The following is a 12,713-nucleotide window of genomic DNA, read 5'->3' on the forward strand; positions in this document are numbered from 1 at the left end:
CCACGCACTGGGCTTTTAACATTATCCATGGTCTGCCAATGACCCCAATTTTCATAAATCCTCCCCACACTCTTTTATCTTATGCGTATAAATGTTATTCTGGGGATATATCAGGACGTGAATCATTCAGCAAGGCACACGTCATATACAGTTGGGAAAAGGTGGGGGACATATGAAAGGAATACGGAAATACTGGAGCAGACAATCCTTTACAAAACAGATATCCGTTGTGTTTATATTGCTGTTTACGGCCCAGATCGTGCTTCTGGCAGGTATAAGCAATACATATTTAACGGACATCATTGAAAAGAAGATCATCGGGTTTTTCCGGATAGCGGTGGAACAGGCAGCATCCAATATTGCAGCAACCCTGAATGGGTATGAGGAAGCCGTTAATCAGATGACCATAGATGAAAAATTCCTTGACTACATGCAGCAATTTGAAGAAGCCCGGGGACAGGAGGAACTGGGTGTGAAGCAGGAGCTGAGGAAGCAGATGCGGACCTTCATGTCCTACCGTCCCCAGGTGTGGTGTATGGCCGTGGAGACTGAAAACGGGAAGGTATTTAGCTCGGACAGGCTTCAGATTGATTCTTTATACCAGAAAAGCCCGGAGTTATATGACCTGTATTTTTCACAGGTGGAAAAACAGGAAATCCTTAAGGGGGAATGGATACCGGCTGAGTATTACGACAGGCAGGGAACCTCGGATTATTATCTTTTCACGTACCGGAAGCGGCTGATGGATTTCTATACAGCCAGGTATGTGGGGACCTTCCTCATGGGCGTGAATGAGCTGGTACTTTCCGATATCTGTCAGGAGGCACAGATTACACCGGACAGGAACACGAATTATAACTTCATTGTGGACCAGGACAACCGGATTGTTTCGCATTATGACAAATCCAGGATAGGCATGGACATTTCTGACATGGACGGATGGGAACAGCTGACTATGGGCGGCAGCCAGGATGTGCATCTGGTGAAGGAGAACCATGAGGACAAGACAGTTGTGCTGGTGGATATCCCAAAGACATCCTGGCGTCTGGCCGGTGTTCTGGATAATGATTATATACTGAAGGAGATACGGAATTTCCAAAGGATAATATGGATGATAACCATCTGCCTGATGGTGCTGGGCGGTTTCTTCATATGGATCCTGTCCCGCAGGCTGTCCGCGTCCGTTAAGCAGGTGGTAAACACCATGAAGGAAGTAAGGGCCGGGGAAATGTCCGCCCACATGGAGATGGAAGGCAAGAATGAGATATCCATCATAGCCAGCCAGTTTAATAAGATGATGAAACAGATCAACAACCAGATGGATGAGATCAAGCAGGTCAGCGAAATGAAGAAGGATGCGGAAATCAGGGCGCTTGAAGCCCAGATCAACCCTCATTTCATCTACAACACCCTGGATTCCATCCATTGGCTTGCCATCGAAAACGGGGAAGATGAAATCAGTGAAATGCTCAGTGAATTTGCCCAGATCCTCAGGTATCAGATCAGCGGAAGCAATGACGTCGTTAAGATAAAGGAGGAGATGGAGTACCTGAAAAAGTATCTGTTTCTTCAGAAAATCCGTTTCATGGATAACTTTGAATATGCCATTGACTGTGAGGAGGGAATCCTGGACTGCCATATCCATAAGATGATATTCCAGCCGTTGATTGAAAATGCAATCATCCATGGATATGCGAATATCCGCCACGGAGGATTCCTGCGAATCAAGATTTATCATATAAATGAAAGCGGAATCTGTTTTTCCATAACGGATAACGGACGGGGGATGTCACCGGAGAAAGTGGGGGAAGTTTTTGGTGAAGGCGGGAGTACGCCGTCTATCGGCGTGTCGAATGTATTAGCCAGGCTGAAGCTTTATTATGGGGACAGCTACAGGATGGAGGTACATTCGGAGGAAAACAGGGGAACCTCCATTAAGATTACCATACCGAAGATGTGATGTAAAAGAGGGCGAGAAGATGAAAATCATAATTGTGGAGGATGAAAGAAAGTCATTAATGGGACTGACTGCCCTGATTGGCCAGCTGGAAGAGAGATGGGACATCGTGGGGACGGCTGGGAATGGAGAAGAGGGTGTGCGGCTCATTGCCAGGGAACAGCCGGATGTGGTCATAACAGATGTGATGATGGAGCAGATGGACGGCCTGGAAATGATGGAGGCAGTACTAAACCAAGGGAACGAGTGCAAATTCATTGTTTTAAGCGGGTTTGCCGACTTTAAATTTGCCCAGAAAGCAATTCAGCTGGGGAGCGTGGATTATCTTTTGAAACCCGTGACAAAAAAGACATTAAGGGAAGTCCTGGAACGGGTGGAACAGAAAATCAGGGAAGAAAAGCATCAGATAAGGCCATCCACCTTTTCGGAACAGGAATTATGGGAACGGCTGTATTCGGTGCCTGAGGATGCGGCTGAAAGCTACCTGAAGGAGCTGGAATCCAGGATGGCGGGCAGAGGGGTATATCTGCTGATGCTTAAAGGGGATGCGGGTTTTACGGTTTCAGAAGAAACGAAGTGGAAGGAAATCATGAAATACTATCTGTCAGGCATGACATTCCACTTTTTTTCCGGCGGCAGGCATAAACTGTTTTTTGCAGTTGAATCAGAGGAGCTGACACGCCTGGAAGGACAGATAAGGGAAGGGCTGAAACGTGGGAAAAGCCTGTTCCACAAACCTGTTGTGGCGGTATCCTATTTCCTTGAAGGGTTAAAAGAATTTTACAGGGCGCTTAAGGTGATGGAGGATAACAGCAATTGGGGGCTGTCTGTCATACAGATGGATATAATAAACGAGGAAAAACTTAAGGCAGTAGAATGTAATAAATTCATCTATCCCATGGAGACTGAAAGAAATATGATCCGCCATATCGGGGAACTGGATATGGCGGCGGTCCGGGAGGATCTGCGGGAATTTGAGGCATATCTGAAAAAACAGGTTTACCATTATGCGGATATCCGTGAGGCAATGCTGTGTATGACGGTTGCCATCCTGTATGAAATCCGTAAGACAAGTTATGGGATATATGAGGAAATCAGCCATCTGAACGTCCTGGAGTGGGTAAAGACAAGAATTTCCACGGATGCCTATGCAACCATGATGCTGAATATCCTGGGTGAATTCAAACGTTATAAAGATAATGTACACCACTGTAATAATCCGGTCATTAATGAGATATTGAATATCATTGAGAAGGAATATAAAGAAAATATCCTTGTGGAGGAAATGGCGCGCCGATTTAACATTACCCCTGAGTATTTAAGTACGCTGTTTGTGCGGGAGTTAGGGATTAAGTACACTGCATACTGTACCCAGGTCAAAATCGAGCATGCAAAAAAGCTTCTCAGAAACAGTAACATGAAGATTTATGAAGTAGCTGAACAGAGCGGGTACATGGATGTAAAATATTTTTGTAAGGTGTTTAAGAAGTATACGGGAAAAAGCCCTAAGGAATATATCCAGATGTAACGTTTGTTTTGGACACCTTTCTTAGAAATGTGGAATGGGAAAAGAGATAAGGAGGTGGTATCCTTTAAGCAGAAAACAAACAGGGAGGGATTTCAATGAGAAAGGAACACAAGTGGTTATGGTCAGCAGCAGCAATCGCAATGGCGGCGGGAATCTGCATGGGGTGCGGCGCAGGGTCTGGCGGGGGGACAGCACAGACCACTGCAGAGCAGGCGGATGCCAAGGAGGAAAGCACAGGACAGACAGCTGCATCCCAGGCCGAAGGAGACCAGAAGATTACGTTACTTTTAACTTATCCCAAGGAAAAAGCAGTGCTCTATCAATGCATTGAGGATTTTACGGCTGAAACCGGAATACAGGTGGAGATTCAGTACATGCCCCTGGCGGATTCCAGAAAACAGATTAATATCATGGTGGCTAGCGACAGCCTTCCGGATGTGATGGATGTGGACAATACGGACACAGCCACTTATGCAAAGATGGGAATCCTGGCGGATATCACGGACCGCGTTAATTCAGAGCTGGAACTGGACCGGTATTATGGCAGTATCCTTGGACAGAACCAGTATGAGGGAAAATATTATGGACTCCCGTTCACATCGAATAACCTGTGCCTTTACTACAATAAGGAGTTACTTGATAAAGCAGGTGTGACAGAGGTTCCGGCAACCTGGGACGGGCTTCTTGAGGCATGTGGCAAACTGAAGTCAATCGGGGTCAATGGCTTCGGGGTGGCGGGAAGCCAGACAACCGATACCACGTTTCAGATGTGGCCATTTATATGGGGAGCAGGTTCTGATGTAGACCGTATTGATTCGCCTGAGACAGTGGAGATGCTTAAATTCTATCAGGAAATGGTGGAAAACCAGTATATGAGTACGGAGGTGGTAAACTACAATTCCGGCGACAATGCCAACCAGTTTATTGCCGGCAAGACAGCAATGATCATAGACGGTCCATGGCGTCTTAGTTCCATCCAGGCTGATGCGGGCTTTGAATTCGGCGTGGCCAAGGTTCCTGAGGGAAGCGCTGGATTTAAGACAGTGCTGGGAGGCCATAATTTTGCGATTTCCAATACGGGCAATGTGGATTTAAGCTGGGAATTTGTAAAATATATGAACAGGCCTGAAGTCATGGTCAGGTACAGCGAGGCAGAAAACTATATTCCATCCAGAAAAGACGTGGCTGCAGGATCTGAGTATTTCGGCCAGGAGCCCATAAGCACATTTGTGGAAATGCAGGAGTATGCAGTGGCGATGCCGGTGGAGAATTATAATAAAATCAGTGATATCCTGATTGAAATGTGGCAGTCGGTTATTCTTGGAGCCAAGGATCCGGAACAGGCGGCCAGGGATACAGGAGCATCCATAGCAGGATTATAACCAGACAGGATATAGGACAAAGCGCTGCAAACACATGGCAATTGTGCTTTGCAGCACTTTTTATGCCCAAAATCAGGTGAAATGAGTTGGAAAGCGGTGATTGTTGATGAAAATTAAGAAGAAAAGTCCCATGCACAACCGGTATACAAAGCGGGAAATCATAGCCGGATATTGTTTTATCCTTCCTGCGGCAGTGTTTCTGGCGCTGATTGTAATATATCCGTTGATATACAACCTGAGTATGAGTTTCCATGAAGTGACGCTGGAAACCTTCCGGGGGGAGCAGCCCTTTATCGGGCTGGGTAATTACAGGGAGGTCCTGGCCATGCCCATGGTCAGGAAAGCCATATGGAATACGGTTTATTTTACGGTAATGTCCATCCTGTTCCAGTTCATCATAGGGTTTGCCCTGGCCCTCCTGTTTTCCAAGGCATTCAGGCTCAGCAAGATATCCAGGGGACTGCTGATGGTGTGCTGGCTGGTCCCTGTTATTGTATTTGCCTCTGTATGGAAATGGATTTTTGCAGGGGATGGTTCCGGCATACTGAATTATTTCCTGACCCAGCTGCATCTTGTCAAGGCTCCGGTTTCCTGGCTGACCACGGAGCGGGGGGCCATGACCGCCCTTATCATTACGAATATCTGGAGAGGCGTTCCCTTTAACATGCTGTTACTGGCCACGGGGCTGACCACGCTGCCTGAGGAGCTGTTTGAGGCGGCCGCCATTGACGGGGCCAGCCGTATTCAGCGGTTCCGCCACATTACGCTCCCGCTGCTTAAACCAACCATCCTCAGTGTGGTGACACTTGGGTTCATCTATACGTTTAAGGCATTTGACCTGATATATATAATGACAAACGGAGGTCCCTTGGATTCCACGCAGATACTGGCAACCACCTCATATAAACTGACGTTCTCCAATTTTGAATTTGGACAGGGGGCTGCGGTGGCTAATATCATGCTGGTGCTTTTGCTGGTAGTTGCCATATTTAATCTTAAATTAATGGAGAAAGAGGAGGTGATGTGAGATGGATAAACGGAAAAAAAGGGAACAGATACTGTTTAACCTGATTGCTGTTGCTGTTCTCATACTGTTCTTATTTCCCATCTACTGGATGGTGATTACCTCCCTTAAATCCTCAAAAGAAATATTTGCTGAGGTCCCCACCTTTTTTCCTGAGAAGATTGAACTGGAGGGGTATATATCACAGCTGTTTGTCAGGGGAAGCGTGCCCATCTGGGTCAGCTTCAGGAACAGTTTCATCATAGCGGCAGCCACCACAATCATATCCACCCTGCTGGCCACCCTGTCCGCATATGGACTGGCCCGGTTTAAATTGAGCATCAACCGGGCAGTACTATTGGCAATCCTGATAACACAGATGCTGCCCACCGTACTGTTCCTCTCACCGCTGTTCATGACATTTAAGAAAATTGCGATTTTAGATACCCTGGCAGCTCCTGTTATTTTCACCTGCCTGCACAGCATTCCTTTTTGTATCATTACACTCCGGCCATATTTCCTGGATATCCCCAAAGAGCTGGAGGATGCTGCCATTATTGACGGGTGCGGGCGGTTCCAGGTGTTCTGGCGGGTAATGGTACCCATCACCTACCCCGGCATCGTGGTTTCTGCTGCATTTACCTTTCTCTGGGGATGGGGGGACCTGATGGGAGCCCTGACCTTCATTAAGACGGACCGTCTGTATCCCCTGACGGTTAATATGTATAAGGCAATCGGGGAATATGGGATTGAATGGAACAGCCTGATGGCATTTGCCGTTATCCTGACCATACCCGTGCTTTTGATATTCATATGTCTTCAGAAGTATCTGATTACCGGTATCACGGCCGGCGCAGTAAAAGGCTGATGTCAGGAATGGCGTTTGAAAGGATGGAACTATGGATGAGAGATGGCAGAAATCCCTTCCTGTAAGCTGGAAAAATGTAAGGTTTACAGGCGGGTTCTGGAAGAAGAGACAGGAAATCAACGAACAGGTAACCCTTCCCGCCGAGTATGAGCAGTGCAGAAGCTCCGGCAGGGTGGATTCAGTAAAATGTATTTATAAGCCGCGGGAAAACAGCGGACCCGAAAAGGGTGTGTTTACCATAGACGGTGTGCTGGAGGAGAATATGGCGGATGGGGAGACCATCCCCAGACCCCATCATTACTGGGATTCCGACCTGGCAAAGTGGATTGAAGGGGCATCCTACGCCCTCTGGTATGAAAGGAATCCGGAAACAGAAGCAGTGATTGACGGGATCATAGATGATTTCGGGAAACTGCAGATGCCGGATGGGTATGTGAATACCTACTATACGGTGGTTGAACCCGGAAAACGATGGACCAATGTCCACCGTATGCATGAACTGTACTGCGCAGGACACCTGATTGAGGCCGCGGCAGCATATTATGAAGCCACGGGAAAGGCAAAATTACTGGATATCGTGGAGCGCTATGCCGACCATATTGACCGTGTATTCGGTCCGGCGGATCATCAGATCCATGGATATCCGGGCCATCAGGAGATAGAGCTGGCCCTGGTGAAGCTGTACCGTCTCACAGGTAAAAAGAAGTATCTGGAGCTGGCAGCTTATTTCCTCAATGAGAGGGGGAAACAGCCGTATTTCTTTGAAGAAGAAGCGAGACAGCAGGGAAGGGACCCGGAAGACGGCGGCCCGAAGGGGATTTTAGGAAAAAGCTTTTTAGCCCAGGGCCCATATGCCCTGTTCCAGGCCCATCTGCCTGTCAGGGAACAGATGACGGCAGAAGGCCATGCGGTCCGGCTGGCCTACATGGGGGCAGGCATGGCTGATGTGGCCTCAGAGACCGGGGATAAGAGCCTTTGGCAGGCATGTGTCCGGCTTTGGGACAATGTTACATCAAAGAGGATGTATATCACTGGAGGTATCGGCTCCCAGGATGGGTGTGAGAGGTTCAACTTTGATTATCAGCTTCCCAACGAGGAGTCCTATCATGAGACCTGCGCATCGGTTGCCATGGTAATGTGGGGATTCAGGATGCTTCAGGTGGCGCCGGACCGAAGATACGGGGATGTGATGGAGCGGGCGCTGTACAACGGGGTGCTCAGCGGGGTATCCCTTAGCGGGGACCGTTTCTTTTATGCGAATCATCTGGCTGCCCATCCGGAAATGTTCCGGGACAGGATCATACGCAATCCACGCATGTTCCCGGAGCGCCAGCGCTGGTTTGCAGTGTCCTGCTGCCCCATGAATCTGGCCAGGCTGCTGGAATCCCTTGGCGGGTATCAATACACCCAGGGAAAACTGGAGGATGGGGGCCAGGCGGTATACGTGCATCTCTATCAGGAGGGTACGGCGGATATCAGGGTCAGGGATAAAAAGGTTGTCATCCGGCAGGAGACAGACTATCCATGGCAGGGGGATATCCTGGTTACGGTAGGCACGGACCTGGACGGGGCGTGGACCCTGGCCCTGCGGATACCGGAATGGAGCGGACAGCCCGTACTGGAGACAGAGGATGCAGAAGTCTGGGAAGACCGGGGATACCTCTATGTGAGGAAGGACTGGAGTAAGAATGGGCATCTGCATTTAAGCCTGCCCATGCAGCCAGTGTTAATGGAGGCACACCCCGGGGTCAGGATGGATTGCGGAAAAGCAGCCATTCAATATGGCCCATTGGTTTACTGTGTGGAGGAAGCAGACAATGATGCGGATTTATTTGACTGTATCCTGACTGGAGACAGCCGGTTGGAGGCAGGGTTTGAAGAAAGTCTCCTGGGAGGAATCTGTACCATCCAGGCACAGGGCATAAGAAGGAACCGCGAACAGTGGAAGGGCAGATTATACCAGCCCGCGTCCAGGAGTTATTTTGAACCGGTAAAGCTGAAGGCTGTCCCATACTATACCTGGGCCAACCGGGGAACCGGGGCGATGACCGTATGGATGAACCATATTCCCGGTATGGACCACGGGAAAGTGGATGGTAAGTATGAGGACAAGGCGGACAGGGGGAATGTAAATTGAAGGGAATTGTTTATGAGGGACCGGGTACCCTTATTTACCGGGAGGTCCCGGATGTGCGGCCCCAGAGGGGAGAAGTGAAGATCAGGGTAAGGGCCTGCGGGATATGCGGCAGCGATGTCCACGGCTATCTGGGAATAACTGGAAGAAGGACGGCACCCATGGTAATGGGCCATGAATTTGCAGGGGAAATCGCAGAGCTGGGGGAGGATGTAGAAGGATGGAAGCCTGGGGACAGGGTTTCTGTTTACCCGGTGGACTTCTGTGGGGACTGTGAGATGTGTAAAAAGGGACAGGTCCACCTGTGCCTGAATAAGCGTGCATTCGGTGTGCTGGATGTGGATGGGGCATTTGCAGAATATATCTGTGTTCCGGCAAAGTGCTGTTTTTCCATATCAGATACGGTTTCCTTTTCCGTGGGTTCCCTGTTTGAACCGTTGGCGGTTGCGTACAGGAGCGTGCAGCATGCAGGGGAACTGGAAGGAAAAACCGTATTGATCGTGGGTGCTGGGACCATCGGGCTGCTGGCGCTGGCATGTGTGAAAAGGAAGAAGGCCGGCAGGATCATTCTCTCTGATTTAAGCAGCCACCGCCTAACGGTTGCCGGGGAAATGGGCGCGGATGCAGTCATAAATCCGGGCTGCGAAGATTTTAAAGCTAGAATCCTGGAAGAGACAGGCGGAAAGGGTGTGGATGCTGCCATTGAGGCAGTGGGGGCAGGTCCAACGGTACAGCAGGCCATGACCGCACTGCGATTTGGAGGCAGGGCTGTGTGGATAGGCAATAACAGACCGACGATAGAGGTTAACATGCAGGAAATCGTCACAAGGGAGCTGTCCGTGCAGGGGTCATTCCTATATGGTTATGATGAGTTTAAGGTTGTGTCAGGAATGGTCAACAGGGGAGAAATCCACCCAGAGCCATTAATCAGTAAAACAATCAGCCTTAAAGAGGCGCCCGCCTATTTTGAAAAACTGGCAAAGGCGCCCGGCGATATGATAAAGGTCGTTGTTGTCAATTGAGCAGAAGGAGGGGATAGGAAGATGGAATATGATGATAAATTAATAGAAGGGTTAAAATGCCAGGCCCAAAGGCTGAGAAGGGATGTGGTCATCAGCATGGGCGTTGGGGTGGCCGGGCATATAGGGGGATCCAATTCATCGGCAGATATTGTGGCGGCCCTCTATTTTTACAAAATGAAGCATAAGCCGGAAAATCCCGGATGGAGGGAAAGGGACAGGTTCCTATTGAGCAAGGGGCATGTGGGAATCCTCCAGTATGCGGCGTTGGCGGAATGCGGATATTTCCCGGTAGGGGATCTGAAGCACACAAAGGAAATCGGCTCATATCTCCAGGGACATCCGGATGTGCTGAAGACACCGGGGATTGAGGCCGGGACAGGTTCACTGGGGCAGGGGCTTTCCATCGGATTGGGTATGGCCCTGGGGCAGAGGCTGGATAAAATCAACAGTAAGACATATGTGCTGGTAGGTGACGGGGAGATTGCGGAAGGGCAGATATGGGAGGCAGCAATGGCGGCCCGGGCGTTCCGGGCAGATAATCTGGTGGCTATCGTGGACAGGAACGGACTCCAGGCCAATGGAAGGACAAAGGACCGTTTTGATACAGGGGATATCATCGCAAAGTTTTTAAGCTTTGGCTGGCATGTGATAGAAATAGACGGACATGATATGAAACAGATCCTTGACGCCCTTAACCAGGCCGACCATGTCAAAGGCGTGCCCACGGTGATTGTTGCCAATACGGTTAAGGGAAAAGGGGTCAGCTTTGCAGAGAATGTGGTGGGCTACCACAATGGTATGCTGACAGAAGAAACCTACAGACAGGCCCTGGAGGAGTTGACGGTGCAGGATGAGGCCGCGGCACAGGACGGGGCAGGGGAAGAGAGGCAGGAGGCGCACAGATGAGCGATACGAATCAGAGGATGGTTTACGGCAAAACATTGGTGGAACTGGGAAGACAGGATGAGCGGATTGTGGTTCTGGACGCAGACCTGGGCGGATCTACCATGGGCAAACTGTTTGAGGCAGAGTTTCCGGAGCGCCACTTTGAAATGGGAATTGCAGAAGCCAATATGACAAGCGTTGCCGCGGGACTGGCCCAGACCGGTAAGATCCCGTTTACGAATTCATTTGCCGTATTTGCAGGCGGCCGTGCCTATGACCAGATACGCCAGACCATTGCAATTGGAAAACTGAATGTGAAGATATGCGGCTCATCGTCAGGACTGTCTGATTTTGGGGACGGAGCCACTCACCAGTGCGTGGAGGACATGGCTATTTTCCGGGCCGTGCCCAACATGACGGTCATCTGCCCGGCTGATGCGAATGAAACAAGGGAAGCAGTGAAAGCAATCGCGGGAATGGATGGCCCCTGCTATCTGCGCCTGAACCGGAATGATTATCCCAATGTGACTGAAGAAGGAGCGCCGTTTGAGATTGGGGTGCCGAAGCTGCTGAAGGATGGAACCGACATTGCACTGTTTGCAGTGGGATATATGACGGGGGTGGCCCTTGAGGCAGCCAGGGAGCTGGAAGGCAGTATCTCTGTAAGGGTGATTAATGTATCCACAATCAAGCCCATGGATAAAGAGATGATAAGGAAAATGGCAGAGGGGTGCAGGGCCGTTGTCACGGCAGAGGAACACAATGTGGCAGGAGGGCTGGGAAGCGCTGTGGCAGAGGCCTTATGTGAAAACCCAATACCCATGAAGATGGTGGGGATTAAAGATACATTTGGCTGCAGCGGCCATAATTACCAGGAAGTCCTGGCTTACCACGGACTGACAAGGGAAGCTGTTGCAGAAGCCGTCAGGGAGATGGCTGGTTAGGATGTGCTTAAAACTTCAGACTATCCTTATGGAATACGGATCAGTGACTGGTATAGGATAACAGCAATATACGCGTATAACCGCAGAAGGCCGCTTGCATTGGCAGGCGGTCTTTTGTATAATTGTGTCAATATACAATTTGAAAATATGTTTGCCAGTGGTAATGACGGAATGTTTCATCCACTGATTAAATTCTATTTACAGGAGGCGCCATGAACTCATACATCGACATATTCAACCTGGAGGGGAAGGTTGCTGTCATCACAGGCGGGGCAACCGGCCTTGGTTTTTCCATGGCCCAGTGCCTGGCCGGGGCCAATGCCACGGTGGTCCTGATTGGGAGGCGGGAGGAGGAGCTGGAACATGCGTGCCGGGAAATCGGGGAGCGCGCCCATTATATCCGCTGTGATATTACTGATTTTGAGGGGATTCCCGCACTGGTGGAGTCCATTATGCACAGGTTTGGACGGATGGATGTCCTTATTAACAATGCAGGAATACAGATAAAAAAGCCTGCGCTTTCCTTTGAGGCTCAAGACCTTGACAGGCTGTTCGACGTGCACTTAAAGGCAGGCTACCTTCTGACAAAGGAATCCGTACCCCACATGAAGGGGGGCAGCGTCATATTCCTTTCCTCAGAGACAGGATTCATCGGCGTAACCGGCGTACTGGGATACTCCATGGCCAAGTCCGGTACGCTGGGCATGATGCGTTCCTTTGCCTCAGAACTGTCAGGCACAGGCATCAGGTTCAATGCGATTGTCCCGGGATGGACCGATACGCCCATGCTCAGGTATTCCAATGCAGACGACCCCGGACGGGCGGAACGGATCATCAGCAGGACCCCCATGGGAACGTTCGGGCAGCCCGAGGATATTGGATGGGCCGCCTTATACCTTGCTTCAGATGCATCCAGGTTTGTTACGGGGACAAGCCTGGTGGTGGATGGCGGGGCCATGATTGGGTTTTAGGGAGGATATAAAGGTGATA

The 12,713-nt window shown here is 49.9% G+C and carries 10 protein-coding genes; all 10 read left to right on the forward strand.

Going from position 1 to position 12,713, the window contains the following annotated elements:
• The first annotated feature begins 172 nt into the window (after positions 1-172).
• The 10 genes from MCJ35_RS25635 (at position 173) to MCJ35_RS25680 (ending at position 12,694) form a co-directional block, all read left to right on the forward strand.
• Entirely contained in the window at positions 173-1,960 is a 1,788-nt protein-coding gene (locus MCJ35_RS25635) for a cache domain-containing sensor histidine kinase (protein ID WP_025484605.1), read from the forward strand.
• 19 nt (positions 1,961-1,979) lie between these two features.
• On the forward strand, positions 1,980-3,485 hold the full coding sequence (locus tag MCJ35_RS25640; protein WP_025484604.1) for a response regulator transcription factor: 1,506 nt from the start codon (positions 1,980-1,982) through the stop codon (positions 3,483-3,485).
• A 95-nt stretch (positions 3,486-3,580) separates the two neighbouring features.
• Positions 3,581-4,867 carry a sugar ABC transporter substrate-binding protein gene (locus tag MCJ35_RS25645; RefSeq protein ID WP_025484602.1) on the forward strand — a complete coding sequence of 429 codons (1,287 nt, stop codon included), beginning with the start codon at positions 3,581-3,583 and terminating at the stop codon, positions 4,865-4,867.
• Positions 4,868-4,973: 106 nt separating this feature from the next.
• A complete protein-coding gene (locus tag MCJ35_RS25650) occupies positions 4,974-5,894 on the forward strand; it encodes a carbohydrate ABC transporter permease (RefSeq protein ID WP_081739135.1) in 921 nt (306 codons plus the stop codon).
• Between the two features lies 1 nt (position 5,895).
• A complete protein-coding gene (locus MCJ35_RS25655; RefSeq protein WP_025484600.1) occupies positions 5,896-6,738 on the forward strand; it encodes a carbohydrate ABC transporter permease in 843 nt (280 codons plus the stop codon).
• Positions 6,739-6,769: 31 nt separating this feature from the next.
• Positions 6,770-8,875, forward strand: coding sequence for a glycoside hydrolase family 127 protein (locus tag MCJ35_RS25660; protein ID WP_025484599.1), 2,106 nt, complete (start codon positions 6,770-6,772; stop codon positions 8,873-8,875).
• Entirely contained in the window at positions 8,872-9,894 is a 1,023-nt protein-coding gene (locus tag MCJ35_RS25665; protein ID WP_025484597.1) for a zinc-dependent alcohol dehydrogenase, read from the forward strand. The genes MCJ35_RS25660 and MCJ35_RS25665 overlap by 4 nt, the downstream gene beginning before the upstream one ends.
• A gap of 21 nt (positions 9,895-9,915) precedes the next feature.
• Positions 9,916-10,800 carry a transketolase gene (locus MCJ35_RS25670; RefSeq protein ID WP_025484596.1) on the forward strand — a complete coding sequence of 295 codons (885 nt, stop codon included), beginning with the start codon at positions 9,916-9,918 and terminating at the stop codon, positions 10,798-10,800.
• Entirely contained in the window at positions 10,797-11,723 is a 927-nt protein-coding gene (locus MCJ35_RS25675) for a transketolase family protein (protein WP_025484595.1), read from the forward strand. Before MCJ35_RS25670 ends, MCJ35_RS25675 begins: the two co-directional genes overlap by 4 nt.
• Before the next feature lie 212 nt (positions 11,724-11,935).
• A complete protein-coding gene (locus MCJ35_RS25680; protein WP_008723173.1) occupies positions 11,936-12,694 on the forward strand; it encodes an SDR family NAD(P)-dependent oxidoreductase in 759 nt (252 codons plus the stop codon).
• The last annotated feature ends 19 nt before the right edge of the window (positions 12,695-12,713 follow it).

This window comes from Enterocloster sp. OA13, from assembly GCF_022440595.1.
Lineage (GTDB): Bacteria > Bacillota > Clostridia > Lachnospirales > Lachnospiraceae > Enterocloster > Enterocloster hominis.

Excerpts from the sequence above, each read along its gene's own strand:
- MCJ35_RS25635 (WP_025484605.1), top strand. The coding sequence starts at position 173 with ATGAAAGGAATACGGAAATACTGGAGCAGACAATCCTTTACAAAACAG.
- MCJ35_RS25640 (WP_025484604.1), top strand. The coding sequence starts at position 1,980 with ATGAAAATCATAATTGTGGAGGATGAAAGAAAGTCATTAATGGGACTG.
- MCJ35_RS25645 (WP_025484602.1), top strand. The coding sequence starts at position 3,581 with ATGAGAAAGGAACACAAGTGGTTATGGTCAGCAGCAGCAATCGCAATG.
- MCJ35_RS25650 (WP_081739135.1), top strand. The coding sequence starts at position 4,974 with ATGAAAATTAAGAAGAAAAGTCCCATGCACAACCGGTATACAAAGCGG.
- MCJ35_RS25655 (WP_025484600.1), top strand. The coding sequence starts at position 5,896 with ATGGATAAACGGAAAAAAAGGGAACAGATACTGTTTAACCTGATTGCT.
- MCJ35_RS25660 (WP_025484599.1), top strand. The coding sequence starts at position 6,770 with ATGGATGAGAGATGGCAGAAATCCCTTCCTGTAAGCTGGAAAAATGTA.
- MCJ35_RS25670 (WP_025484596.1), top strand. The coding sequence starts at position 9,916 with ATGGAATATGATGATAAATTAATAGAAGGGTTAAAATGCCAGGCCCAA.
- MCJ35_RS25675 (WP_025484595.1), top strand. The coding sequence starts at position 10,797 with ATGAGCGATACGAATCAGAGGATGGTTTACGGCAAAACATTGGTGGAA.
- MCJ35_RS25680 (WP_008723173.1), top strand. The coding sequence starts at position 11,936 with ATGAACTCATACATCGACATATTCAACCTGGAGGGGAAGGTTGCTGTC.